Source organism: Niveispirillum sp. KHB5.9, from assembly GCF_048066115.1.
Lineage (GTDB): Bacteria > Pseudomonadota > Alphaproteobacteria > Azospirillales > Azospirillaceae > Niveispirillum.
Window position 1 is genome coordinate 196,750 of the sequence record NZ_JBLTYX010000007.1, and the last position, 24,257, is coordinate 221,006.

Annotated in this window: 22 protein-coding genes and 1 tRNA gene; 7 read left to right on the forward strand and 16 right to left on the reverse strand. The window is 66.2% G+C overall.

From position 1 onward, the window contains the following. Positions 1–33: 33 nt before the first annotated feature. Positions 34–921: a tetratricopeptide repeat protein gene (locus tag ACM9HJ_RS14405; RefSeq protein ID WP_416572433.1), complete on the reverse strand. Its 888-nt coding sequence runs from the start codon at positions 919–921 to the stop codon at positions 34–36. A gap of 313 nt (positions 922–1,234) precedes the next feature. Between ACM9HJ_RS14405 and ACM9HJ_RS14410 the strand changes: the two genes are divergently transcribed. Both ACM9HJ_RS14410 and ACM9HJ_RS14415 read left to right on the forward strand, forming a co-directional pair. Then, on the forward strand, positions 1,235–1,606 hold the full coding sequence (locus ACM9HJ_RS14410; protein WP_416572434.1) for a CopG family ribbon-helix-helix protein: 372 nt from the start codon (positions 1,235–1,237) through the stop codon (positions 1,604–1,606). An 8-nt stretch (positions 1,607–1,614) separates the two neighbouring features. Further along, on the forward strand, positions 1,615–2,043 hold the full coding sequence (locus ACM9HJ_RS14415) for a type II toxin-antitoxin system RelE/ParE family toxin (RefSeq protein WP_416572506.1): 429 nt from the start codon (positions 1,615–1,617) through the stop codon (positions 2,041–2,043). Here ACM9HJ_RS14415 and ACM9HJ_RS14420 read toward each other — a convergent pair. From ACM9HJ_RS14420 to ACM9HJ_RS14475, 12 genes are all read right to left on the reverse strand, one after another. Further along, positions 1,937–2,362 carry a hypothetical protein gene (locus ACM9HJ_RS14420; RefSeq protein ID WP_416572435.1) on the reverse strand — a complete coding sequence of 142 codons (426 nt, stop codon included), beginning with the start codon at positions 2,360–2,362 and terminating at the stop codon, positions 1,937–1,939. The genes ACM9HJ_RS14415 and ACM9HJ_RS14420 overlap by 107 nt on opposite strands. Before the next feature lie 11 nt (positions 2,363–2,373). After that, entirely contained in the window at positions 2,374–5,505 is a 3,132-nt protein-coding gene (locus tag ACM9HJ_RS14425) for an efflux RND transporter permease subunit (RefSeq protein WP_416572436.1), read from the reverse strand. Between the two features lie 9 nt (positions 5,506–5,514). Beyond that, on the reverse strand, positions 5,515–7,146 hold the full coding sequence (locus ACM9HJ_RS14430; RefSeq protein ID WP_416572437.1) for an efflux RND transporter periplasmic adaptor subunit: 1,632 nt from the start codon (positions 7,144–7,146) through the stop codon (positions 5,515–5,517). Between the two features lie 72 nt (positions 7,147–7,218). Continuing rightward, the gene (locus tag ACM9HJ_RS14435) at positions 7,219–7,653 is read right to left on the reverse strand and encodes a hypothetical protein (RefSeq protein WP_416572438.1); all 435 of its coding nucleotides are present in this window, start codon (positions 7,651–7,653) and stop codon (positions 7,219–7,221) included. Positions 7,654–7,807: 154 nt separating this feature from the next. Then, positions 7,808–8,017 carry a hypothetical protein gene (locus tag ACM9HJ_RS14440; RefSeq protein WP_416572439.1) on the reverse strand — a complete coding sequence of 70 codons (210 nt, stop codon included), beginning with the start codon at positions 8,015–8,017 and terminating at the stop codon, positions 7,808–7,810. A gap of 151 nt (positions 8,018–8,168) precedes the next feature. Continuing rightward, a tRNA-Glu gene (locus ACM9HJ_RS14445) sits at positions 8,169–8,244 on the reverse strand. A gap of 95 nt (positions 8,245–8,339) precedes the next feature. Further along, a complete protein-coding gene (locus ACM9HJ_RS14450) occupies positions 8,340–9,866 on the reverse strand; it encodes a hypothetical protein (RefSeq protein WP_416572440.1) in 1,527 nt (508 codons plus the stop codon). 176 nt (positions 9,867–10,042) lie between these two features. Then, a complete protein-coding gene (recJ, locus tag ACM9HJ_RS14455) occupies positions 10,043–11,842 on the reverse strand; it encodes a single-stranded-DNA-specific exonuclease RecJ (protein WP_416572441.1) in 1,800 nt (599 codons plus the stop codon). Between the two features lie 196 nt (positions 11,843–12,038). After that, positions 12,039–13,013 (reverse strand): class II fructose-bisphosphatase, encoded by a 975-nt coding sequence (gene glpX / locus ACM9HJ_RS14460; RefSeq protein WP_416572507.1) that lies wholly within the window; start codon positions 13,011–13,013, stop codon positions 12,039–12,041. Positions 13,014–13,116: 103 nt separating this feature from the next. After that, the gene (locus ACM9HJ_RS14465) at positions 13,117–14,415 is read right to left on the reverse strand and encodes a homoserine dehydrogenase (protein ID WP_416572442.1); all 1,299 of its coding nucleotides are present in this window, start codon (positions 14,413–14,415) and stop codon (positions 13,117–13,119) included. 12 nt (positions 14,416–14,427) lie between these two features. Continuing rightward, positions 14,428–15,657, reverse strand: a complete 1,230-nt coding sequence (locus ACM9HJ_RS14470; protein ID WP_416572443.1) for an LL-diaminopimelate aminotransferase — start codon at positions 15,655–15,657, stop codon at positions 14,428–14,430. Positions 15,658–15,810: 153 nt separating this feature from the next. Beyond that, the gene (locus tag ACM9HJ_RS14475) at positions 15,811–16,257 is read right to left on the reverse strand and encodes a hypothetical protein (protein WP_416572444.1); all 447 of its coding nucleotides are present in this window, start codon (positions 16,255–16,257) and stop codon (positions 15,811–15,813) included. Between the two features lie 169 nt (positions 16,258–16,426). Between ACM9HJ_RS14475 and ACM9HJ_RS14480 the strand changes: the two genes are divergently transcribed. After that, positions 16,427–18,229 (forward strand): PHA/PHB synthase family protein, encoded by a 1,803-nt coding sequence (locus tag ACM9HJ_RS14480; RefSeq protein WP_416572445.1) that lies wholly within the window; start codon positions 16,427–16,429, stop codon positions 18,227–18,229. Between the two features lie 10 nt (positions 18,230–18,239). Here ACM9HJ_RS14480 and ACM9HJ_RS14485 read toward each other — a convergent pair whose 3' ends face one another. Beyond that, positions 18,240–19,238: an esterase-like activity of phytase family protein gene (locus ACM9HJ_RS14485; RefSeq protein ID WP_416572446.1), complete on the reverse strand. Its 999-nt coding sequence runs from the start codon at positions 19,236–19,238 to the stop codon at positions 18,240–18,242. 146 nt (positions 19,239–19,384) lie between these two features. Here ACM9HJ_RS14485 and ACM9HJ_RS14490 point away from each other — a divergent pair, with 146 nt between their 5' ends. The 3 genes from ACM9HJ_RS14490 to ACM9HJ_RS14500 all read left to right on the forward strand — a co-directional run bounded on the left by ACM9HJ_RS14490 (position 19,385) and on the right by ACM9HJ_RS14500 (position 21,136). Next, on the forward strand, positions 19,385–19,678 hold the full coding sequence (locus ACM9HJ_RS14490; RefSeq protein ID WP_416572447.1) for a hypothetical protein: 294 nt from the start codon (positions 19,385–19,387) through the stop codon (positions 19,676–19,678). A gap of 38 nt (positions 19,679–19,716) precedes the next feature. Beyond that, positions 19,717–19,998 (forward strand): hypothetical protein, encoded by a 282-nt coding sequence (locus ACM9HJ_RS14495; RefSeq protein ID WP_416572448.1) that lies wholly within the window; start codon positions 19,717–19,719, stop codon positions 19,996–19,998. Positions 19,999–20,272: 274 nt separating this feature from the next. Then, entirely contained in the window at positions 20,273–21,136 is an 864-nt protein-coding gene (locus tag ACM9HJ_RS14500) for a universal stress protein (RefSeq protein ID WP_416572449.1), read from the forward strand. A gap of 90 nt (positions 21,137–21,226) precedes the next feature. Here ACM9HJ_RS14500 and ACM9HJ_RS14505 read toward each other — a convergent pair whose 3' ends face one another. Further along, the gene (locus ACM9HJ_RS14505; RefSeq protein ID WP_416572450.1) at positions 21,227–21,793 is read right to left on the reverse strand and encodes a TetR/AcrR family transcriptional regulator; all 567 of its coding nucleotides are present in this window, start codon (positions 21,791–21,793) and stop codon (positions 21,227–21,229) included. A 123-nt stretch (positions 21,794–21,916) separates the two neighbouring features. On the opposite strand from ACM9HJ_RS14505, the gene ACM9HJ_RS14510 reads away from it, so the two are divergent. Continuing rightward, on the forward strand, positions 21,917–23,209 hold the full coding sequence (locus ACM9HJ_RS14510) for an MFS transporter (RefSeq protein WP_416572451.1): 1,293 nt from the start codon (positions 21,917–21,919) through the stop codon (positions 23,207–23,209). Here ACM9HJ_RS14510 and ACM9HJ_RS14515 read toward each other — a convergent pair whose 3' ends face one another. After that, positions 23,210–24,061: an alpha/beta fold hydrolase gene (locus ACM9HJ_RS14515; protein ID WP_416572452.1), complete on the reverse strand. Its 852-nt coding sequence runs from the start codon at positions 24,059–24,061 to the stop codon at positions 23,210–23,212. It lies immediately after the preceding gene. Between the last annotated feature and the right edge of the window lie 196 nt (positions 24,062–24,257).

Below are 24,257 nucleotides of genomic sequence, written 5' to 3' on the forward strand. Positions count from 1 at the left end.
GGAGATGGCAGCCTTTTTTTACTGATCGGGCGATCAGCCCTCGGCAGACGTTTCCGCCAGCGGCTCGGCGGCCGGGGCCGCCTTGGCGATCTCCTCCAGCCGCGCATAAAGCTGCGGGACGATGGGGCTGTCCGGATGGGTCTGGCGATAGGTGTCGGCCACACCCTGCGCCTTGGCCAGATCGTAACCGGCGATAGAGACGATCAGACCGGCCAGCTGCACATGGGCGACCTGAACCTGCGGGGCGATGCGGGTGGCGGCCAGATAGGCCTCCACGGCGGTGTCGTGATTGCCCGCTTCCTCATGCACCCGGCCCAGGGCATAGACGGCTTCAGGCATGTTGGGCCGGCGGGCCAGACAGCCCTGGAAGGCGGCAGCCGCATCACCCATCTGGCCCAGGCGGAACAGGGCATTGCCCAGGTTGAACAGCGGCTCGATGGCGTTGGGATCAGCCTGCACCGCCCGCTGCCAGCATTCGGCGGCCAGCGGGATTTCCCCCGTCTGTTCACGCACCAGGGCCAGACCGGCCCAGGCGTCGCGGAAATTCGGATCCAGTTCCACGGCACGGGTCAGGCTCTCGATCGCCTCGTCCAGCTTGCCCTGCTGGGCCAGCGCCATGCCCAGATTGTGGTGCGGGGGCGGATGATCGGGCTTCAGCGCGCGGGCCTTCTTCAGGGCGGCGATGGCATCGTCCACCTTGCCCAGCCCCTGAAGGGTGGCGCCCAGGTTGGACCAGGCGACGCGGACATCCGGATGCTCGGCATAGACCTTGGTGATCTTGCGCAGCGTATCGGCCGCTTCCTTCAACCGACCCTGGCGATGCAGCTCCGTCGCCGCCCGCATGTCGGACGGGAAGCTGTTATACATCGCGTCCGACTTGGTCAGGTCGGAAAGCTGACGGCGGCGATCTTGGCGATTCATCAAAATTACCCGGATGCTTGGTGGAACTCCCTGCCGGCCTTGATAGCAAGCCGGCGGACAAAACGGAACGGGGGAAGCGTTCCCGCGCTTAGGTTATCCACATGAAACAGGGCCGGCCCCGTTAAGGGAACCGGCCCTGCCTTCCATGATTGCGCATGGACGATCCGCTTTGGCGGTGGAACCGCTCACGGACCTTTTCCGATCAGCCGGAGATGCCCCGGATGCCGGAGAGATCCGCGCGGGTCCGCAAAGTGGAACGAGACATCGGATCACCTCCTTTCAGTAAGTTGCGTCGACAAGCAGAAGGATGGGGATGATCAGCGATGTCGTCAAGAGTGATTCATCCGATGTCGGAAGGATTTTGATGGAGGATCGTATGTGCTATGATCACCATTGCCCAAACACAGGAAGGCACCCCATGCCGGAAGGCACAACGCTCACCGTGCGCCTGAAGCCAGAGGTTGAAGCTCAGCTCTCCGATCTGGCTCATCGCACCCACCGCAGCCAAGATACATTGGTCGCAGAGGCGATCGAAGCTTTCCTGTCGCAGGAGGGTGAGGACGTGGCGCGTATCGAAGCCGCATTGATCGAAATGGAAACAGCCGATCTCATCCCGCATGAACGGGCCATGGATGAACTGGAAGCCGCAATAGAGGAAGTCATCGCGGCGCGGGGTACGCGTTGACGCGCCCGGTGCTGTGGCTGCCCACCGCGTTGGAGGAAATCAAAGCTGTCGGCCGCCGTATAGCCGCCGACAATCCTGCTGCCGCCCGCAGGGTAGTCGCAGAAATCAGACGCACGGGACAAACCATGGGTGAGCGCTCACTGGGCCGTCCCGGCCGGGTAAACGGCACATTCGAAAAGCTTGTGACGAGCCTGCCCTATATCCTGGCCTATGCGATCCACATCCGGAAGGATGGTGTTGAGCAGATCACCATCCTGCGCGTCATCCATGACTTCCCGAAACTGGCGATCCGGCGAGTGGCCGCCGCCATAAAGACGGCGGCCATTCCCCTCAATGCGCGTGCCCCTCATGCCCGCCCGCAGCAGCCTCACCCGCCGGCTTCCATTCATACCGGGCCGGCAGCGCGCCCTTGCCGGCCAGGGTCACTGTGGTGGTGATGCGGGTGCCGGCGGGAACCGCACGGTCCAGCTTGCCGGACAGGCTGTTGGCACCGCCGGGCGCCAACGCCACCTGCACCGGCGTACCGTCGAGCAGCAGGGTGACGGTCCCCGTCGCCCCAACCGTCTCCACCGGCTGGTCGTCGGTATTGTTCAGATAGATCGTCACGGCGCCATCCTTGATCACCAGTTCCTGGTGCAGGGGGCCGGCATGGGTCTGCATGCCGCCATGCACGCCCGTGGACGGGGCATGGCCGAAGGCGGCGACAGGGGCGAGCGTCAGCAGGGCGGCCAGCGCCAGGGTGGAAATGGACTTCATGATGCGTCTCCTCAGAAGGCCTCGGCCGTCTGGCCGGGGGCGGATGGGGTGGATTGGGCGAGCAGCCGTTCGACGGACGGGCCGCCATAGCGGGCGAACAGCAAGGGTGTCAGCACCGTGTCCAGGATGGTGGCGCTGATCAGTCCGCCGAAGATGGTGACGGCGACGGGATGCAGGATCTCCTTGCCCGGCGCATCGGCCCCCACCAGCAGCGGCACCAGCGCCAGACCGGCGGACAGGGCCGTCATCAGCACGGGCACAAGGCGTTCCCGGCTGCCACGCCGGATCATGGCGGGGCCGAACGCCTCCCCCTCGATCCGGCAGAGATTGATGTAGTGACTGATCTTCAGGATGCCGTTGCGGGTGGCGATCCCGGCCAGCGTGATGAAGCCCACCATGCTGGCCACCGACAGCGGCAGCCCCGCCAGCCACAGGCCCGCCACCGACCCGACCAGGGCCATGGGCACCGTGCCCATGATGATCAGCACCGGCACGGCGGAACGGTAGCGGCTGTACAGCACCAGGAAGATCAGGGCGAAGGACACGGCCGACAGGGCGGCGATGGTGCGCGCCGCCTGTTCCTGCGCCTGGAAGGTGCCTTCCAGGCTGGCGTGGGTGCCGGGCGGCATGGGCGTGGCAGCCAGCACGGCGCGGATATCGGCGACGATGGCCGCCATGTCGCGCTTGCCGTCGCCATTGCCCAGGATGGCCAGACGGCGGCGGCCATTCTCGCGCAGCACCTCGTTGGGACCATCGCCCTCCCCCACCTCCGCCAGGTTGGACAGTGGCACGGGACCCAGGGCCGTGTCGATCAGCACCTGGCCCAGCGTCGCCGGGTCGCGGTCGCTGTCCAGCAGACGCAGGACCAGATCATGGCGGCGGTCACCATCGATGATCTCCGTCACCACCTCCCCATTGCTGAGTGCCTGAACGGCGACCAGCACGGCCGACGGGGCGATGCCATGGGCGCGGGCCTTGTCGGCGTCCACCTCCACCCGCAGCTGCGGGATCAGCACCTGCTTTTCGATCTGCAGATCGACCAGCCCTTCGATGCCCGACAATTTCTGCTGCAACCCGCCAGCTAGCGCGCGCAGCGAGACCATGTCGTCGCCATAGAGCTTGACCGCCAGCTGTGCCCGCACGCCGGACAGCATATGGTCCAGACGGTGGGAAATGGGCTGGCCTAGATTGACGCTGGCCGGCAGGACCGACAGGCGGGCGCGCAGGTCGGCCAGGATTTCCGCCTTGGACCGGCCGGACGGCTTCAGATGCGCCTCCATCTCCGACATGTGGACACCCATGGCATGTTCGTCCAGTTCGGCCCGGCCCGTACGCCGTGCGATGCTGGTCACCTCCGGCACCTGACGGGCCAGGGTTTCCGCCATCCGCCCTAATGAGGCCGACTGGTCCAGCGAGATGCCGGGGTTAAGCGCCAGGGTGATGGTCGCCGTGCCTTCGTTGAAGTCGGGCAGGAAGGCGCGCGGCAGAAAGGGGACAGCCACCAGGGCCGCCAGCACAGCACCTGCCACCGACATGATCACCGCCGACCGGTGGGCGAAGGCCCAGTCCAGCAGCCGGTCATTGCCCGCCTTCAGCCGGCGGACCAAGCCATTGTCATGCTCAGCCGCCGTCGCCAGCTTGGGCAGCAGGTAATAGCAAAGCACCGGCGTGACCGTGACCGCCGTGGCCAGGCTGGCCAGGATCGACACGATATAGGCCACCCCCAGCGGCGCGAACAGCCGCCCCTCGATCCCCGACAGGGCGAACAAAGGCACGAAGACCAGCACGATGATGGCCGTGGCATAGACGATGCCCGACCGCACCTCCGTGCTGGCCGACAGCACGATGGACAGGGTGGGCAGCGGCTCCGGCCGGGCGGCATTCTCGCGCAGGCGACGGAAGATATTCTCCACATCCACCACGGCGTCATCCACCAGCTCACCGATGGCGATGGCCAGCCCGCCCAGGGTCATGGTGTTGATGGTCAGGCCCAGCGCCTTGAACACCAGCACCGTGACCAGCAGCGAGATGGGAATGGCCGTCAGGCTGATGATGGTGGTGCGGACATTGCCCAGGAACAGGAACAGGATGACGGCCACCACGATGCCGGCCTCCACCAGCACGCGTTCAACATTGTTGACGCTGTTCTGGATGAAATCGGCCTGGCGGAAGACGACATGCGGGGCCGCCACCCCTTCCGGCAGGCCGACGGACAGTTCGGCCAAGGCCTGTTCCACGGCACGGGTGACGGTCAGCGTGTCGGCATCGGGCTGCTTCTGCACCGACACCAGCACGGCCATGGCGGCATCCAGCCCGGCATCACCCCGGCGCGGGCGGGCGGCATGGTCCACCAACGCCACATCGGCCAGGGTGACCACGGCGCCATCACGGGCCGCGACGGGCAGCTTGCGCAGATCGTCCAGCCGATTGGTACGGCCAATACCACGGACCAGCAGTTCCTCCCCCTGCCGATCGACGATACCGCCGCCGACATTGCCGCCATAATCGGCCAGCGCCGTCCGCAGCTCTTCCAGCGTCACGCCCAGCAGCGCCATGCGGCCGGTGTCGGGGGCGACGCGGAACTGCCGCACCTCCCCCCCCATGGGGATGACCTGCGACACGCCGGGAATGGACAGCAGGCGCGGACGCAGGGTCCAGTCGCCCAGTTCGCGCAGACGCATCGGGTCGATGCTGGCACCCGGTGCCGGGGTCAGGGCCACCATCATGATCTCCCCCATGATGGAGGAGATGGGGCCCATCTGCGGGATCGCACCGGGCGGCAGCTGCCCGGTCAGCAGCGACAGCCGTTCCGTCACCTGCTGGCGGTTGCGATAGATCTCCGTGCCCCAGCCGAATTCCACCGTCACCACCGACAGACCGGCGGAAGAGGTGGAGCGTACCCGTTCCACCCCCGGCATGCCGTTCATGGCGGTTTCGATGGGGAAGCTGACCAGCCTTTCCACCTCTTCCGGCGCCATGCCGGGGCTTTCGGTCATCAAGGTGATGGTGGGGCGGTTCAGGTCGGGGAACACGTCCACCGACAGATGCCCCAGGGTGAAGGCGCCATAAAGCGTCAGCAGCAGCGATGCCACCAGCACCATCAGGCGGTTGCGCAACGCGGTGGAGACGATGGTGTTGAACATGCCCGCCCCCTATCGGATCTGGGCCAGCAGGGAGGCACCCCGCACCACGATGCGGGACCCCGCCTCCACCCCCGCCAGCAGGCGGACGGAACCGGCACCGGCCGGCTCCACCCGCACCGTGCGCGGCACGAAACGCTGCGCCCCCTCATGCACCAGCACGGCCGGCAATCCATCGGCACCACGCACCAGCGCGTCGCGGGGCAGCAGCAGCCCCTCCACCGCCGCACCGGCCGGCAGGGACAGGTTCAGCAGGGTGCCCAGGGCCGGCACCCGCTCGCCAAAGGCACCGGGAAGGGGGCGCAGCAGCAGGCGGGTGGAACCCGGTGCGACACCAACCCCCTGCCCGACCAGCGACAGCGGGATGGCGTTGCCATGCAGGCTGGCGGTGACCTTGGCACCCACCGGCGGCGGTTCCCCAAAGCCTATCGCCTCGACCAGCACCGCCCCCGGTTCCGTGATCTCGAACACCAGTGTGACGTCGCGATCCTCGATCATCAGGCCGGTGACGGCGTTGCTGGTGGTGATCACCCCGTCGATGGGGGCGGTCAGGGGCGCACGTTTGGCGATGGCACGCGACAGGGCCTCGCGCTGGCGGGTCAATCCGTCCAGCGTGGCGCGGGCATCATCGATCTCCGCCTGGGCGACAGCACCCTTCAGGTTGGACAGGCGGTTCCATTGCTGCTGGGCCAAACGGATATCCTTGTCCAGACCGGCCAGCTGTTCATTGATGCCGCTGCCATCCTCGGCCCGCAGCACCAGTTCGACATAGGCCAGCACGTCGCTGGCCTTCACCCGCGTGCCGGGCAGCGGGAAGCCGCCATCGGGCGGCATCAGACGGCCGGATTGCGGGGCCTGCACACGCCCCGACCGGTTGGGATCGGCGATGACCCGGCCCGTCAGGCCGGCCACCGGCGTCACCGAACCGGGCGCCAGTGCCGTGGTGCGGATGGACAGCAGACGCTGCGTCGCCTTGGGCACGAACAGGCTGCCATCGGCCAGGCGCTTGGGGCTGTTGCCGGCCACCGGTTCCGGGGCGGGCGTGCCATGATCATGCCCCTCATGCGCCAGCACACGGGTCGCAGGCACCGCCAGAAAGGCCAGCAACAGCACGGCCAGGCCCGCCCGGCGCGACCGCCAGGCCAGCAGCCCTGCCCCCAGGACCAGCCCGGCCAGGAAAGCGCCGGCGGCCAGGGCCAGCGACACCCCGCCGGCGGATGACACCAGCGTCGCGGCAGGTGTCGGCACGGTCAGCGTGCCGACCAGCAGGTCGGCCACACCATCACCGGTGACGGTCAGGTTCAACGCATGATCGCCCGGCGTGGCCCAGGGGGCGGCGGCGCGATAGGTGCCGTCCGGGGACGGCGTCGCCGTGACCGGCTTGCCGCCATCGGCGGACAGGGTCACCTCGGCCCTGGTCACCGGGCTGTTGTCGGACAGGCGGTCGATATAGAGGGTCAGGTTGCCGCTCTGGAGCAAGGCGACAAGCTGCACATCGCCGCCATCGGCCTCCAGCGTCGGCACAGCGGTGGGCGCCGGGGCGATTTCGGGAGCGCCATGGTCATGCCCCTCATGGGCGGCGGCCGGCAGGACCGGGGCCAGGAACAGGATCGCCGCCAGGGACAGGCGCGACAGGATTTTCATGGGATGATTCCATCTGACGAAGCAGCAGAGGCACCGGTGGCCAGGGGCACACGGGCGCTGTGTCGGTTCGGATCAGATGGAAAGCGGTGGGCGCGGATCGGGTGGTGTCGTCAGGCCGGCAGGATCGATGGCCCGGCCCGGCAACAGCGGTGCTGCCGGTACCGGCAGCACCACGGCCATGATACCCGACAGGCCGATATGCAGATGGGCCGTACAGGTCATCGCACAGCCGCAGGCACAGATATCCTTGCAGCAATCACCGCCCGCCCCGTCCCCTTGGGCGGGATGGGCATGATCGGCCGATGCGGACAGGTGCTGGTGGCAGCCGGTAGCGGCGACGAGGACGGATGGCGCCGGGTCGGCATGGTGCGTGGCCACGGTCACGCCGTTGCGATGATCCGTTTGCATATCATGGGCGGATGCGGTGGCGAAGCCGAACAGGGCCAGAACCAGCGCCAGCGCGCCAGCCTTAAGCAAACCTGTCCAGATCGACGCGATGCGCGACATCGTTGCCCCTCAGTGCGACCGGCTGAGCGTGGACCCGGCCGGCAGCAGGCGCAAGGCACAATCACGGGGTATAACGGCGCTTTATGCCGTCAAAAGAAAAGGGCGGGCACCGCCATCGCGATGCCCGCCCTCGTTCAGCGTCTGTACCGCCCGCTTATCCGCGGCGCGGCGGCCGGTTCGCCCCTTCGGCGATTTCGGCCTTCAGGGCGCGGATGCGCTCCGCCATGGTTTCCTTCAGGCCCGGCGTCGGCTTGGGACCCAGGGCGGCATAGGCGGCTTCCAGCTGCAACAGGGCGCGACGCTTTTCGTCGTCGTTGCGCTTCAGGGGCCGGTTGTCGCTGCGCTGTCCATCCATCGAACGCATGATCAATCCCTTGAGTTGATAAAACAATGCAATGTCGGCAACGAAAAAGCCCCGGCCTTTCGGCGCGGGGCTTTTTCCGTATCCGCCAAATGGTGCTCAAGTCATCCATCCGGCACCGCCACCGGAACCCAAGAATTCGTCTCTTGGAAGGTGGCGTCCCCAACGGGATTCGAACCCGTGTTACCAACGTGAAAGGCTGGTGTCCTAGGCCTCTAGACGATGGGGACGTCTTCGGTGGGCGGTTAATTAGCCGGACCGGCCGGGCCGTTCAAGCACTTTTTTTCAAGAAAGTGCATAACGCCCATGCCGCCCGGAACCGCGATCAATTCTTGTAGCGATCCAGCGTGCGTTCGACACGATATTCCAGGTCGCGGATGATGTTCAGCGACGGCAGGCCCTTCAGCACCTTCTGCACGCTACGCAGATGGGCCAGGGCCACGGCATGCTTGGGCCGGGCACGCAGATATTCGACGCGGAAATTGATCCCGATCTCCAGCCGCTGCTCCAGGTCCGCCTCCTTGGACCGCATCAGCCGGTCCTGGCCTTCCTGTTCCATCAGCTTCTTCACGGCGGTGAACAGCACGGTGGCGGCCTGGGCGATGCCGTCCTCCTCCTCCGTGGAGATATGGGCCATGTCGGGTTCCAGCCGGACCTCTGATCCCTTCTTCTCCTGCAACTGCTTCACCGGCAGGACCAGTGCGACGTCCTGCAGCGCCGCCAGCAGGAACCCGTCGACGGCCTGCATGACGCGGCTCCGTGCCTCCGTCAGCAGCTTCTGCCATTCCGGATTCGGTTCCACTTGAACCTCTTCCGACAGACCCTTGATCATCAACTGTGCGTCGGACACCAGCCGGGCGCAGGTCAACAGCCAGACACGCCGCGCCATGACGGGCCCGCCGGCGGCCCGCCCGATCTCCGACAGGGTGCGGGTCAGGTCGGAGAACAGCTTGGCGGGAATCAGTTTAGCCGGATGGTTGCCCGACACATGGCTCATGTCCTGCGACAGCATGCGGACCAGACGCAGGGCCTGGAACGGCTGCACCAGCATGGTCATCAGCCCGAAGAAGAAATACTCGACCAGATCGGCGCCGCGGTCATGGACGTTCAGATAGGCCGTCCGCGCCGCCACCACCGCGGCCGGGGTGAAGTCATAGATGCGGCCCCCGCCTTCCACCCCCGCCACACGGCGCACGCGGTCCAGCGCCGGCGTCAGTTGGGCATGGAGTGCCAGCAGCACCCCCATCTCCTTCATGTCCTCCAGCGCGCGGTCGCTGCCCAGGATGGAAGCAAGTTCCCCGCGCCGTCCGTAGGATTTCTGCGCCTCGTCCAGCAGGATGTTTGTGGCCTGGGCCGCCGCCCACACCCCCTGGTCGGCAATGGTGACCAGATCGGTCCAGCGCTGTTCCCGCACCGCCTTGCCATACTCGGCCTCCAGGGCCGCCAGCGGTCCGCGATGGGGCGATCCCATCAGCACCCGCCACCAGGGGTTCAGCACCAGGCGCGCCAGCGACGCCTTGCGCTTTTCCTCATGCAGGTCGCCGTCATAGAGGAATATCTCCACTGCCACGCAGACGGAACGCTGGAAGGTGGGCACGCGGTTCGGGCGCAGGTTGCGCAGGCGCGGGCGCAGCGTTTCCAGGATCTGTTCATCGGTCGGGTCCCGGCGCTCGGCGGCGCGGGCCAATTCCACCGCACGGGCCACTCGCAGCAGCGATGCCTCGTCCAGTTGCTCGAAATGCGCCTGCAGCTTGGCGACGGCGGAGGTCGGCTCGGGCGGTGCTACCGCCGTTTCCTTGCCTTTCCCCGCTTCCGGCCTTTCAGCCGGCGCACCCGCCACGCGCACATTCATGACACCGATCGCCCCGCTTAAAGCCCAACGCGACCGCCCTGCCCCGGCAGTGATCATGCAAGCGGCAAACGGGCGATACAGGACTATAAGATATGCACGGGTGACTGTCTTTAATGATTTGGTAATAATTTATGAAAGACGGGTGTCGGACGTATGAATTGTCACGGCCTGTTTCTTTATCCGGCGTTGCCGGAAATGGCCGCGTCATCAATCAACAACTGTACCCCGTCATTGCCGTTCCAGCGGTCGGGCCGCAGGGTGCCGGCCAGATGCATGGGCCGCCCCCCGCTTTGCAGCAAGGCCGGGCCCAGGTCGCTGTCCATGGCACGAAAGGCGATGGATTTCAGGCGACTACCGTCGGCACCGGTCAGGATGCAGCGCACATGCTTGCCCTCCCCCCCCACCACATCGGCCTTGACGATGCGGGCGTCGGAAACGGCGAAGCGCGGTTCGGCATTGCCGGTGCCATAGGGTGCGAGCTTTTCCAGATGCCGCATCAGGTCGGCATTCACCGCCCGCACGGAAATCGCCCCGTCCAGCGACAGGGACGGCACCAGCGGGCCAATATCTTCCAGCTGCCGGGCGATACGCTCGCGCAGGAAGGCGCGCAGATCGTCGATCTTCTCGCGCTCCACAGTGAAGCCCGCCGCCATGGCGTGCCCGCCGCCGGCCACCAGCAGACCCGCCTGACGCGCGGCGATGATGGCCGAACCCAGATCGACCCCGCGCACCGACCGGCCCGACGCCTTGCCCACCATTCCGTCCAGCGCCACGACACAGGCCGGGCGGTTGTACCGGTCCTTCAGGCGCGAGGCGACGATGCCGATGACACCGGGATGCCAGCCCTCACCCACCGCCAGCACCAGTTCCGGGCTCTCATCGACGATGGTTTCCATGAGAGAGACAGCTTCCTCCAACACCGATGCCTCGATGGCACGGCGTTCGGCGTTGAAGGCGTGCAGTTCCTTGGCCAGATCGGCGGCTTCGGCCACCGACTCCGTGGCCAGCAGCCTTGTCCCCAGATCGGCCCGCCCCACCCGCCCGCCGGCATTGACCCGCGGTCCGATGATATAGCCGGCATGATAGGCATCCATCGCCTCGTTCACGCCCGCCACATCGGCCAGGGCGGAGATGCCGATATTGGCCCGCTTGCCCATGATGCGCAGACCCTGGGCCACGAAGGCGCGGTTCAGGCCGACCAGCGGCACCACATCGCAGACCGTGCCCAGCGCCACGATATCCAGCCAGGACATCAGGTCGGGCTCATTCCGCCCATTACTGTAGAAACCGCCGGTGCGCAGCAGCCGGTTCACCGCCACGATCAACAGGAAGGTGACACCCACCGCCGCCAGGTTGGACAAGGGTCCCCCCGCCGGCTCGTCCATGCGGTTGGGATTGACGATGGCGGTGACCTCCGGCAGGCGTGGTTCGGCCTTGTGATGGTCGACCACCACCACCTCCAAACCTGCGGCCACGGCGCCATGCAGCGGGTCGAAGCTGGTCACACCGCAATCGACGGTGACCACCAGCCCGATCCCCTCTTCCTTCAGCTTCAGCAGCGCCGGCAGGTTGGGGCCGTACCCTTCCTCGATCCGGTCGGGAATATAGACACGCAGGTTCCGCCCCAGCGCCCGGAAGAACCGGTTCAACAGCGCGGTGGAGGTGGCGCCATCCACGTCGTAATCGCCGAAGACCGCCACATTCTCCCCGTCGCGGATGGCGCGGGCCACGCGGTCGGCGGCCTTGTCCATGTCGCGCAGCACCGACGGGTCGGGCATGAAGGCGCGCAGGGTGGGCGCCAGGAACCGCTCCGCCTCCTCTACCGACACACCCCGGCCCGCCAGCAGGCGGCCCACCAGTTCGGGCAATCCGTGCGCCTGCGACAAGGCCAGCGCCAGCCGGTCATCGCTATTGCGGGCCTTCCAGCGGCGACCGGTCAGGGAGCTTTCAACGCCGAGGAAGGCGGGGATGGTCATGGGGAGTGGCCGTATCTGAAGCGATGAAACGATATAGCCATAAAACGTCATCCCGGCGAAAGCCGGGACCCAGGGGCCAGAGGATCAAACCTGTCAGCAGCGTCGGTGGACGCGGCGTAGAGGTGATTTCCTGTGGCCCCTGGGTCCCGGCTTTCGCCGGGATGACGATAAATTACAGCCAGCGAAGAAAGCGGAATTACCGCTTGGCTTCCGGGATGATGCTGGTCTTGGTGCGGAAATTATGGTGCGCCTCGACATAGCGCACCGTGCCGGACTTGGAGCGCATCACCACGGAATGGGTGATGGCGCCGCCGGGGAAGCGACGCACGCCGCCCAGCATGGGACCGGTGGTCACGCCGGTGGCGCAGAACATCACGTCGCCCTTGGCCAGATCGTACAGGCTGTACTTCTTGTCCAGGTCGGTGACGCCCCAGCGCTTGGCGCGCTCACGCTCGGCATCGTTGCGGAAGATCAGGCGGCCCTGGAACTGCCCGCCGATGCAGCGCAGGGCGGCAGCGGCCAGCACACCCTCCGGCGCACCGCCAGAACCCATGTACAGGTCGATACCGGCGGCCGGCTGGGCCGTGGCGATCACGCCCGACACGTCACCATCGCCGATCAGCATGATGCGCGCACCGGCCTCACGCACGCGGGCGATCAGTTCGGCATGGCGCGGGCGGTCCAGGATGCAGACCACCAGTTCCGACACGTCCGCACCCTTGGCCAGGGCCAGGTTGCGCAGGTTGGTCTCGACCTTCTCATCCAGGTCGACGACGCCGCCCGGCAGGCCACCGCCCACGGCGATCTTGTCCATATAGACGTCCGGCGCGTTCAGGAAACCGCCGGCTTCGGCCATCGCGATGACGGCCAGGGCGTTGGGGCCACCCTTGGCGCAGATCGTCGTGCCTTCCAGCGGGTCCAGGGCGATGTCGATCTTGGGGCCATGGCCGGTGCCGACCTTTTCCCCGATATAGAGCATCGGGGCTTCGTCGCGCTCTCCCTCGCCGATAACGACGGTGCCGTCGATGGACAGGCTGTTCAAGGCCTTGCGCATCGCGTCCACGGCGGCCTGATCGGCGGCCTTCTCGTCGCCACGGCCCATCAGCAGGGAAGCCGAAAGGGCGGCAGCTTCCGTGACGCGGACAACCTCCAGCGCCAGGTTGCGGTCCATAACCAGGGAGAAATCGCCCTTCGGATTGCTCTTGTCACTCATATCGTTCCCCTATTGCTGAGATCGGCGTCTTTTTCCGCGCCGTTCCTGGGTTGAGTGTGTATCAGAAATCCTCGATGCGGATCATGCGCGGCGGCTCCATAACGCTGTCCAGGGACGCGATGGAGGCGAGCGCCTGCTGCATGGCCGCCTCGTCCGTGTCGTGCGTCGTCCAGACCACGGGCACCGCCTCGCCCGGCGCACGGCCGCGCTGCAGAAAAGCTTCCATGGAGACGTTCTGGTCACGCAAGGTCGCGGCGATGTCGGCGATCACGCCCGGACGGTCCACGACCATCAGGCGCACATAGTAACGGCCACGACGGTTGCTGATCGGCGAGGCCTTGGCCGGCTCCAGTTCACCCGCCGGCACGCCAAAGGTCGGCGTGGAACGGCCGCGCGCAATGTCCAGCAGGTCGGCGACGACGGCGGATGCCGTCGGCCCGGCCCCCGCGCCACGGCCGACCAGCACCACCTTGTCCACGAAATCGCCATCGGCAACCACGGCGTTGAACACGCCGTCGGTAGCGCCGATCGGGCTGTTGATCGGCACCATGCAGGGATGCACGCGCTGTTCGATCCCGGCATCCGTCTTGCGGGCGATACCCAGCAGGCGGATGCGGTAACCCAGTTCCTGGGCATAGTTGATGTCGAGGGCCGAAACGTGGCGGATGCCCTCGATATGCACCGACTTGAAATCGACATGCGCGCCGAAGGCCACGGCGGTCAGCACCGCCAGCTTGTGCGCCGCGTCCACCCCGTCCACGTCGAAGGACGGGTCGGCCTCGGCATAGCCCAGGCGCTGGGCATCGGCCAGCACATCGGCGAAGTCGCGGCCCGTGGTCCGCATCTCCGTCAGGATGTAATTGCAGGTGCCGTTCAGGATGCCGTGGATCTCACGGATATTGTTGGCGGCCAAACCCTCGCGCAGGCCCTTGATGGCGGGAATGCCGCCGGCCACCGCCGCCTCGAACGCCAGGGTCAACCCGGCATTCTCGGCCTTGGCGGCCAGGGCGGCACCATGATGGGCCAGCAGCGCCTTGTTGGCGGTGACCACATGCTTGCCGGCGGCCAGGGCTGCTTCCACCGCCTGCTTGGCGATGCCGTCGGACCCGCCGATCAGTTCGACAAACACGTCGACATCGTCGTCCACGGCCAGATCGGCGGCATTCTCGTACCAGCGCACGCCGGAAAGGTCGACGCCACGGTCACGGGTACGGTCGCGGGCGGAAACGGCCACCACCTGGATGGGGCGGCCGGCCCGCTTGGCCAGCAGTTCGGCATTGGCCGAAACCACCTTCAGGACCCCGCCGCCGACCGTTCCAAGGCCGGCGACGCCGATGCGCAAGGGTTTGCCATCAACCATTAGTCTGGATCCTCACTCAGCAACAGCGGGTTCGGACGTGATGGGCGCGTTGACCTTGCGCGCCTTGTCCAGGAAGATCTTGATATTGTTGGTGGCCTGACGGATGCGCTGGGTGTTTTCCACCAGACCGAAGCGCACATGGCTGTCGCCATATTCGCCAAAGCCGATGCCGGGGCTGACGGCCACCTTGGCCTCCTGCATCATCACCTTGGCGAATTCCAGGCTGCCCAGATGCTTGAACGGCTCCGGAATTTCCGCCCAGACGAACATCGACGCGTTGGGGCTGGGCACCATCCAGCCGGCCGCATGCAGGCCCTTGATCAGCACGTCGCGGCGCTGCTTGTACATCTCGCGGATTTCCAGCACGCAATCCTGCGGGCCGTTCAGGGCGGCGGTGGCCGCCACCTGGATCGGCGTGAAGGCGCCGTAATCCACATAGGATTTGAACTTGGCCAGCGCGCCGACCAGCTTCTTCGACCCCACGCCGAAACCCACACGCCAGCCCGGCATATTGTAGGTCTTGGACAGGCTGTTGAATTCCACCGTGATGTCGCGCGCCTCGGGGATCTGCAGCACCGACGGCGGCGGATTGCCGTCGAAATAGATCTCGGCATAGGCGATGTCGGACAGGATGTAGATGCCGTGCTTCAGGCACAGATCCACGATCGGCCGGTAGAAATCCAACGTCACCGTCTGCCCGGTCGGGTTGGCGGGGAAGCTGACGATCAGGGCGGTGGGCTTGGGCACCGAATGCTTGATCGCCCGTTCCAGGGCCGGCACGAAATCGTCCAGGCCGTTATTCACGGGGATATGGCGCAGGGCGGCACCGGCCAGCATGAAGCCGAACGGATGGATCGGATAGCTGGGATTGGGCACCAGGATCACGTCGCCAGGGCTGGTGATGGCTTGGGCCAGATTGGCCAGGCCTTCCTTGGAACCGATGGTGACGATCGCCTCGGTCTCCGGGTCGATATCGACATCGAAGCGGCGCTTGTAATAGGCGCTGATCGCCTTGCGCAGGCCGGGGATGCCGCGGCTCTGGCTATAGCGGTGCGTCTTGGGGTTCTGCACCGCCTCGATCATCTTCGCGACGATGTGCGGCGGCGTCGGCTGGTCCGGATTGCCCATGCCGAGGTCGATGATATCCTCCGCGGCGGCCCTAGCTCGCGCCTTCATCGCATTCACTTCAGCGAAGACATAGGGCGGAAGCCGCTTGATGCGGTGGAATTCAGTGTCGCTCATGGACCTGGGCACCGGGTTGAAAATGAAAGGGGCGAAATATGTAGCGCACCGCAACAGCCCCCCGCGACATGAATTTGCGCGAAGCGTTCGCCATTCAGCCATGAGCGATAGGGATGGCGGGGGACATCACCCCGTCATCTTGGGCATGCGTGCCTAATTCCCCTCGGGCCGCGGCAGGGCCTGCGGCACTTCCGGCGGGGCTTCCGGCACGTCGGGAATGTCTTCCGCCCGGCCGCGCGGGTCGGTGGGGCGGTTGCGCAGCGCGTCGCCTTCCGCCTGACCGCTGTCGCGATCGCCCTGCAACCGGTCCATCAGGGCCTGCCGCTCGATCGGGCTGGAGAATTGTTCCGGCCGGGGCGGCACGGTCCCCAGGTTGGCCTTGCCCTTCAGTGTGGGATCGGCGCGGCGGATGGGCCGGGCGCCGGTCAGGGCGTTGACGGGATCGGCGTCGGTGATCTCCGACGGTTTGGCCGGTGCCGGACCATCATCGAACACGATGTCGGGCACGGGAACCTGGGCGCAACCCGACAGTCCCAGCAGGGCCAGAACGGCCAGTGCGGCGAAGTGTCGGGGCGATACGTATGCAGCGGTGAAAATCATGGGCGGATCGTGTATGAAAAAAAGCGGGACGGCAACCCGCCCGCGATACCGCCATCGGACAGGCTGGCATGCGGGTACCGACCTGGACAACAGCCGACGCCTCCTCCCCGGACGGCACAGAATCGGCATGTCCCTCGCGCCTTAGGAAACGAGTTTCAAGGAAATCAGCATGGCCGAGCCGCAAGCCCCCGAGATCAAGATCCCCGATCCGGTTGAGATGTCCCGCAACATGGCGCGCATCGCCGAACAGAGCCAGCGGCTGGTGTCGGATTTCCTGCAACGGCAGAATGGCGGCGGCGATGCCGGCGCCTCCCAGGGCATGATGCATATCGGCGCCGCCTTCATGGAGATGACGGCCCGGATGATGGCCGACCCGGCCAAGCTGATGCAGGCGCAGATGTCGCTGTGGCAGGATTACATGTCCCTGTGGCAGCGTACGACCCAGCGCCTGCTGGGCCAGGAGGCCGCCCCCGTGGTCGCCCCGGCGCGCGAGGACAAGCGCTTCAAGGACAGCGCCTGGGATGAGAACGCCCTGTTCGACTATATCAAGCAGTCCTACCTGCTGACGGCCCGCTGGCTGCAATCCACCGTGCACGAGGTGGAGGGCATGGATGCCAAGACCGCCAAGAAGGTGGATTTCTATACCCGCCAGTTCGTGGACGCGATGGCACCCAGCAACTTCGTGATGACCAATCCGGAGGTGCTGCGCGCCACGATGGAATCGGGCGGCGAGAATCTGGTGAAGGGGCTGGAGAACCTGCTGGGCGACCTGGAGCGCGGCAAGGGCCAGCTCGCCATTTCCATGACCGATTACAAGAAGTTCGAGGTGGGCACCAACATCGCGGCCACGCCGGGCCAGGTGATCTACCAGAACGAGCTGATGCAGCTGATCCAGTACAATCCGACGACGGAACAGCAGAACAAGCGCCCGCTGCTGATCGTGCCGCCCTGGATCAACAAGTTTTATATCCTGGATCTGCGCCCGGCCAATTCGCTGGTGAAATGGCTGTGCGACCAGGGACACACGGTCTTCATCATCTCCTGGGTCAATCCGGATGAACAGCTGTCCACCAAGACCTGGGAAGATTACATGACGCTGGGGCCGCTTGCCGCCATCGACGCCATCGAACAGGCGACGGGGGAGAAAGAGGTCAATCTGGTTGGCTATTGCATCGGCGGCACGCTGACTGCCTCCACGCTCGCCTATATGGCCGAGACGGGCGACGATCGGGTGAAGAGCGTCATGTATCTGGTGACGCTGACCGACTTCACCGAGCCGGGCGAACTTTCCGTCTTCATTGACGAGGAACAGCTGGCGGCATTGGAAGAGAAGATGAACAGCCAGGGCTACCTGAACGGGCAGTCCATGGCGACCACCTTCAACATGCTGCGCGCCAACGACCTGATCTGGTCGTTCGTGGTCAATAACTACCTGCTGGGCAAGGACCCGTTCCCGTTCGACCTGCTCTACTGGAACTCCGATGCCACCCGCATGCCGGCGGCGATGCACAGCTTCTATCTGCGCAACATGTATCAGCGGAATCTGCTGGTGCAGCCTTGCGCCCTGACACTGAAAGGCGCGGAGATCGACCTGGGCAAGATCAAGGTCCCGACCTTCATGCTGTCGACGCGTGAGGACCATATCACGCCGTGGAAATCCACCTATGCCGCCACCCAGCTCTATGGCGGGCCGGTGAAGTTCGTGCTGGCGGCATCGGGCCATATCGCCGGCGTGGTCAATCCGCCGTCGGCCAACAAATACAGCCATTTCCTGAACACCAAGCTGCCCAAGGACCCCGAGCAGTGGCTGGCCGGTGCCAAGCAGGTGGAAGGCAGCTGGTGGCCGGAATACAGCAAGTGGGTGCAGAAATATACCGGCCCCAAGGTCCCGGCCCGCACGCCCGGCGAGGGCAAGCTGAAGGCCATCGAGCCGGCGCCGGGTTCTTACGTGAAGGTGCGCGTGGTGGAGTGATCCACCACCGTCATTTTCCCGGCCGCCATTCGAACAGGGTCAGCAACGTCCGCTGGATGATCGGTTTGAAATTGTTATCGGCAACCAGATAGATGGTGACCCCGCCCCCAGCCAGGGGGCGGGCGTCGATCCCTTCGTAATTCTCCGTCGCCATCGGTGCCGCCAGCCGGGCGATCTCCTGCCCCACCATCACCCCGCCCGGCACCAGCGCCTTGGCCAGGTCGGCGGCGGGCACATGCAGGATGCGGCTGCCCCAGCCGCCCATCAGCCCGACCCGACGCTCTAGCACCAGGATGCCACCATCGGGCAGGCGGGCCGCATCCACCGGCAGGAAGGGCGGCAGGGCCTGATAGGCGAATTCCGTCCAGGCATCGGGACCGCCCACCCAGGCGCGGTGGCGCCCGTCCTTTTCCTCCCCTTCCGCAATGGCCAGCAGGCGGCCGTCGGGCAGCGACAGCAGCGTTTCGATGCCTGAATTGAAGGGCAGATCGGCGAAGCCGGCCGGCACGTCCAGCATCGTGGCCGCCGACCCGGCCAAGGCCGGCGGGTAGCGCAGGATGGAATGGCGGCGTTCCATCGACACGGCCCAGCCATCGCCGGGCCACTGCCCGATCAGGGCCAGCCCCTCCGTATCGTTGAACAGGGTGGGCAGCGGCCTGCCCTCGTCATTCAGCAGCTGATTGACACTGTACCCCCCGGCCCCGGCCAGGTTGCCGTCGCGATCATAGGACAGGCGGCCGGCGATACGCTTGCCCCGGTCGCTGATGGCGACGAACTGGCTGCCATCCGGGCTGACACGCAGGCTGGACAGGCCGCCGAAATCCGGGTTCGCATCGCGCAGATGCAGCGTGCCGCGCCAGACCAGCTCCCCCGCCCGCACCGGCGCCTTCGCTTCCTCCAGCAACGGAACCGGCGTGCTGGGCGGCCCGTCCTGGCCGATGGCGCAGCCGGAAACGGCCAGCGCCAGGGCAAGGGCGGCCGGCAGGCGGCGAAGTGTGTGGTTGATCAAGGGCTACTCCCTTCAGTCAGAAGCGGCACGAATGGCCTATCTCGCTCGGATGGGGTGGCGCGCCGCCCCTTCCTATCGCGGTTGCGAAACGTTTATCTTGGCCGCCGGTATGGCAACAATATGCACAATGACAGGCGGCTGGCGCGATGAGTGACGAAATCCTGACCCCGCAACCCGACCCCACGGTGGAAACCTCCCGCCTGGACCGTATCGAAGCGCGCCTGGCGGCACTGGAGGATCGCATCGCCGGTGCCGGCGCCGCTCTGCCCCCGCCGCGGGAGACGGAACCGGCTGCTGCGGCTGCCGGTCCAGCGGATGCTTCCCCGATCGTGGGACCAGCCGTGCTGGGTCAGTTGAATGATTTCGTGCGCAACAACCCGGTGCTGACGCTGATCGGCGTCATCGTCGTGCTTGTCGTGCTGTCGCACCTGTTTGATTGAGGGCCCGACATATGAGCAGCTACAGCTTTGAAACCACGATGAAGTTCAAGAATCGTGGCGACATGGAAAAGGCGGAAGACTGGATCAACGCCAACATCAAGGGTTTGTGGGCCCTGGAATTCCTGGGCATGCAGGAAGAGATGAGCGTGGATACCGGCATGCGGGCCAATGTCCTGAAGGTCCTGTTCAAGTTCGGCCGCAAGGAGGATTTCGAACGGTTCCGCACCGAATATATCCAGGGCAAGACCTATGCGGCCGCCAAGGTCGTCACCAAGGTTCCCCCCAAGCCCAAGGGCTTCTTCGCGCGCCTGTTCAGTTAATTTTGTTCCCTCAGTCGCCGGGCGCCGCCATCCGGCGGCTTGGCTTACGCCGCACGTGCGGCGGGCCGGCGGTCGCCGACCTCCAACGGCCATATGGATGGCCGTTGGCTTGGTGGGTGCCGTACACCTTCCAGGCAACAATCCTCCCACCGATCTGTTATGATGGACTTGGTACCGGGTGATCCAAGTCAATGACCCGGTGCGCGTGTGGCGTGATCCTGGGTCAGGCATTCCTGGCGGCGATGGCCGCGGAACGGCAGAAGGGGGACCGGTCATGGCTTTCCGCAAGATCACCTGTTTCGTCACGGGCGGCCCGCGCGACGCGGCAGCCCTGGCATCGGCGCTGCTGCTGGCGGCACCGGCCAAGGGCAATGTTTCCGCCCTCTATCTGCGCGCCGATCCACGCGACGTCATGCCGATGGTGGGCGAAGGCCTGTCCGGCGCCCTGATCCAGGATCTGCTGAAATCGCTGGAGCAGGAGAACAAGGCCCATGCCGACAAGGCCCGCACGCATCTGGACGCGGCCCTGCTGGCGGCCGGCGGCATCTATTGCGACCGTCCGCCGGGCAGCGACCGGGTCAGCGGCTGTTTCGCCGAAGCGGCCGGCGTGACGGAAGACATCATGGCTACCACCGCCCGCCTGTCCGACGTCACCGTCTTCCCGTCGGTGGCGAAAGAGGATCGGACGGCCGTGCTGGTCGGGCTGGAGGCATCGCTGCTGGAGGGTGGACGGCCGCTGCTGGTCGCGCCGGAGGCCCCGCCGGCCATGCTGGGCCGCACGGTGGCCATCGCCTGGAACGGCCGCACGCAAAGTGCGCGCGCGCTGGCCCTGTCCATGCCGCTGCTGACCAAGGCCGATGCCGTGCACGTGCTGGGTGTGGACACGCTGCGCACCGACGCGGACGAAGCGGCACCCGTCGTCGATTATCTGGCCTGGCACGGCATTCCCGCCCGCTATCACAAGCTGTCGGGCCCCGGCGGCGTGGCGGTGCAGCTTCAGGAAAGCTGCGCGGAGTTGGGGGCCGATCTGCTGGTCATGGGCGGCTATGGCCATTCGCGGCTGCGCGAACTGATCCTGGGTGGCGTGACCCGCGCCATGCTGAACCAGACCACGCTACCACTGCTGCTGGCGCATTGAGGGGAAAGCCGTAGGTCGGGTCGAGCGGAGCGAGCCCTGACTGATAAGGCTTAAAGCAATCCTGTCAGGGCTCGCTCCGCTCGACCTGACCTACGCATGTGTCTTCACCAACCCCTTCGCCTGCGCCCGCACCCCGTCCAGGATGCTCTCCGACAAGGCCGGATCGCTGGCCGCCAGGGCACGGGCCAGCGACAGGCCGCCGACCAGGATGGAGACCAGGGCCGATGCCCTGCCCTCCGCCAGCTTGTCATCTTCCGGCATGAAGGCCCGCAGCGCCGCCACATAGCGCGCCACGCCCGCGGAGAAATGTGCGCGTACCGGCCCGCTCAACCGTGACACGTCGGTGCCCAGCGCCACCATCGGGCACGGCCCCTCGCGGTCGCGATGCTCGGTGGAGGCGTAATAGTCGATATAATCCTCCAGGCTGGCCGATGCCTGCACCCGGCGCACGGCATTGCCGAAACTGAGGTCGCACACCTCCGCCGCCAAAGCCTCCTTCGACGCGAAATGGCCGTAGAAGCCGCCATGGGTCAGGCCGGCGGCCTGCGTCACCTCCGCCACCCCCACCTTGTCGAACCCGCGCGCGCGGAACAGCCGGGACGCCGCCACCAGAATGGCATCGCGATGTTCCCCCACCTTCTGCTTCGACACACGCACAACCCACCTCCCCCAAAAACGCCACCAATCCCGCTTGACGGTTTTGATGATACTCATCATGAATAACTTATCATTATGCTCATCATGAAAGCCAGCCCCTTGCGGCCGGCGAAGGGGGCGGGGTTGACGATTTCCGATCGTTTGGCGGCCAGGCTGGCCGCACGTGGCATTCATTATGGCTGGGTGGTGGTGGCCACCAGTTTCCTGACCAGCCTGACCGTGGCCGGCGCGCTGGGTGCACCCGGCGTGCTGATTCTGCCCTTGCAGCAGGAATTCGGCTGGACCGCGTCGGAGATTTCGGCGGCGCTGGCTGTGCGGCTGGTGCTGTTCGGCCTGATGGGGCCGTTCGCGGCAGCGTTGATCAACCGGTTCGGGGTGCGGCGCATGGCGCTGACCTCGCTCACCGTCATCAATGTCGGCATGATCCTGTCGCTGGCCATGAGCCAGCTCTGGCAGCTGATGCTGCTCTGGGGCGTGGTCATCGGCATCGGCACGGGCATGACCGCCCTGGTCATGGGGGCGACCATCGCCACCCGCTGGTTCACCCATCGGCGCGGGCTGGTCATCGGCCTGCTGACCGCCAGCACCGCCACCGGCCAGTTGATCTTCATCCCGCTGATGGCGTGGCTGGCGCAGGAGATCGGCTGGCGTACGGCGCTGGGCATGATCTGTGTGCTGATCACCGTGGCCGCCACCGGCATGCTGCTGCTGATGCGCGACCGGCCGGGCGATATCGGCCTGCGGGCATATGGAGAGGAACCGGGGGCACCGGAACCGGCCCCACCGCCACCCGCCGGTTCCGTCGCTTTCGCCGCCATCGACACGCTGCGCGAGGCGGCGAAGACCCGCGTGTTCTGGATCCTGTTCGCCACCTTCTTCGTCTGTGGGGCCAGCACCAACGGCCTGATCCAGGTGCATATGATCCCGCTCTGCGTGGATTTCGGCATCCCCGCGGTACAGGCGGCCGGCATGCTGGCGGTGATCGGCATCTTCGATTTCATCGGCACCATCCTGTCGGGCTGGCTGTCCGACCGGTACGATAACCGCTGGCTCTTGTTCTGGTATTACGGCTTGCGCGGCCTGTCACTGCTCTACCTGCCCTATTCGGACTTCACCTTCTACGGCCTGTCGATCTTCGCCATCTTCTATGGCCTGGACTGGGTAGCCACCGTGCCGCCCACCGTCAAGCTGACGGCGGAGCGGTTCGGGCGGGAAAAGGCCGGCATGGTGTTCGGCTGGGTTTTCGCCGGCCACCAGCTGGGTGCCGCCTGCGCCGCCTTCGGCGGTGGCTGGTCGCGCACCGCACTCGACAGCTACCTGCCGGCCTTCTATGTGGCGGGCCTGCTGTGCCTGGGCGCCGCCCTGCTGTGCCCGACCATGGGCAAGAAGGCGGCGGCGCAGACCGCAGCAGCTTGACTACAGAAGCCGCAGGAACGCCCCGACCCTTGCGGCAACCTGCTGACGGTGGGTGAAGATAGCGGCATGGCCGCCGCCTTCCACCGTCAACAGCTCCGCCCCCGCGATACGCCGGGCCAGTTCCGCCCCGTGCCGTTCATAGGGCAGCAACGGATCGCGCGTGCCATGCACCACCAGCGTGGGCACGGCGATCTCCGCCAGGGCGAAGCGCCGCACCCTGGTCACGCCGATATCGTTCTCCGTCCCCGGCAGCCGTTCCGCCAGACCAGCGAACATCCCGGCCCGCAGTTCGCGATAAAGCGGCATGGCCAGCGGATCGGACAGCAGCGCCTGCCGCTGCCCCGCGTCGGGGATGGACCGGGTGGAGATACGATCCGGGTTCTTCAACGCCCGCCGCCGCATCCAGCCCACGAAGGCAGGCCACCGGGCCAGCATGCACATCAGCCGGAAACCCGGCGGAATCGGCATCGGTTCCGGCCCCGCACAGGTGGAGACCAGCACCAGCGCCCGGCACCGCCCCGGATGGCGCAGCGCGAACATCAGGGCCGAGGCACCGCCGCCCGACACGGCGATGACTGCCACCCGGTCCAGCCCCAGATGGTCCAGCAGGGCGGCATAGAGATCGGCCTGTGCCTCCGGCGTGGTGCCGGACGCCAGCGGCGTGCCGGGATAGCCCGGCCGGGCGGGTGCGATGATACGACCGGCATCGGCCCCGGTGACACGGGCCAGGATCATCCCCTGGTCCACCCCGCCCATGGCCCCGTGCAGGGACAGGACAGCCGGGCCTTCGCCCGCATCGGCATAATGGATAAGGCCGCGCGCGGTGGCGACCGTGTGTTCAGCAATCGACATGGACATGGCTGTTCCCTCTGTCGTGCCGATCCTTTTGAGGGATGTCGGTGGTCGCCGGCTTCCGACCTGGCACGGCTTTCGGAAAAGCGGTCGGTCGATGGAAGGGAAAACGGGTAAGGATCGTGAATGGTGATTCGCGATGGCAGGTTTAGCTTTCCCGGATGGGAACGGCGACGCCTGGGGAACTGCCGACCAG

What these genes read in the sequence shown, in the direction of transcription:
- ACM9HJ_RS14405 (WP_416572433.1), bottom strand. Translation starts at nt 921, where the DNA reads ATGAATCGCCAAGATCGCCGCCGTCAGCTTTCCGACCTGACCAAGTCG.
- ACM9HJ_RS14410 (WP_416572434.1), top strand. Translation starts at nt 1,235, where the DNA reads ATGATCAGCGATGTCGTCAAGAGTGATTCATCCGATGTCGGAAGGATT.
- ACM9HJ_RS14420 (WP_416572435.1), bottom strand. Translation starts at nt 2,362, where the DNA reads ATGAAGTCCATTTCCACCCTGGCGCTGGCCGCCCTGCTGACGCTCGCC.
- ACM9HJ_RS14425 (WP_416572436.1), bottom strand. Translation starts at nt 5,505, where the DNA reads ATGTTCAACACCATCGTCTCCACCGCGTTGCGCAACCGCCTGATGGTG.
- ACM9HJ_RS14430 (WP_416572437.1), bottom strand. Translation starts at nt 7,146, where the DNA reads ATGAAAATCCTGTCGCGCCTGTCCCTGGCGGCGATCCTGTTCCTGGCC.
- ACM9HJ_RS14435 (WP_416572438.1), bottom strand. Translation starts at nt 7,653, where the DNA reads ATGTCGCGCATCGCGTCGATCTGGACAGGTTTGCTTAAGGCTGGCGCG.
- ACM9HJ_RS14440 (WP_416572439.1), bottom strand. Translation starts at nt 8,017, where the DNA reads ATGCGTTCGATGGATGGACAGCGCAGCGACAACCGGCCCCTGAAGCGC.
- ACM9HJ_RS14450 (WP_416572440.1), bottom strand. Translation starts at nt 9,866, where the DNA reads ATGAATGTGCGCGTGGCGGGTGCGCCGGCTGAAAGGCCGGAAGCGGGG.
- recJ (WP_416572441.1), bottom strand. Translation starts at nt 11,842, where the DNA reads ATGACCATCCCCGCCTTCCTCGGCGTTGAAAGCTCCCTGACCGGTCGC.
- glpX (WP_416572507.1), bottom strand. Translation starts at nt 13,013, where the DNA reads ATGGACCGCAACCTGGCGCTGGAGGTTGTCCGCGTCACGGAAGCTGCC.
- ACM9HJ_RS14465 (WP_416572442.1), bottom strand. Translation starts at nt 14,415, where the DNA reads ATGGTTGATGGCAAACCCTTGCGCATCGGCGTCGCCGGCCTTGGAACG.
- ACM9HJ_RS14470 (WP_416572443.1), bottom strand. Translation starts at nt 15,657, where the DNA reads ATGAGCGACACTGAATTCCACCGCATCAAGCGGCTTCCGCCCTATGTC.
- ACM9HJ_RS14475 (WP_416572444.1), bottom strand. Translation starts at nt 16,257, where the DNA reads ATGATTTTCACCGCTGCATACGTATCGCCCCGACACTTCGCCGCACTG.
- ACM9HJ_RS14480 (WP_416572445.1), top strand. Translation starts at nt 16,427, where the DNA reads ATGGCCGAGCCGCAAGCCCCCGAGATCAAGATCCCCGATCCGGTTGAG.
- ACM9HJ_RS14490 (WP_416572447.1), top strand. Translation starts at nt 19,385, where the DNA reads ATGAGTGACGAAATCCTGACCCCGCAACCCGACCCCACGGTGGAAACC.
- ACM9HJ_RS14495 (WP_416572448.1), top strand. Translation starts at nt 19,717, where the DNA reads ATGAAGTTCAAGAATCGTGGCGACATGGAAAAGGCGGAAGACTGGATC.
- ACM9HJ_RS14500 (WP_416572449.1), top strand. Translation starts at nt 20,273, where the DNA reads ATGGCTTTCCGCAAGATCACCTGTTTCGTCACGGGCGGCCCGCGCGAC.
- ACM9HJ_RS14515 (WP_416572452.1), bottom strand. Translation starts at nt 24,061, where the DNA reads ATGTCGATTGCTGAACACACGGTCGCCACCGCGCGCGGCCTTATCCAT.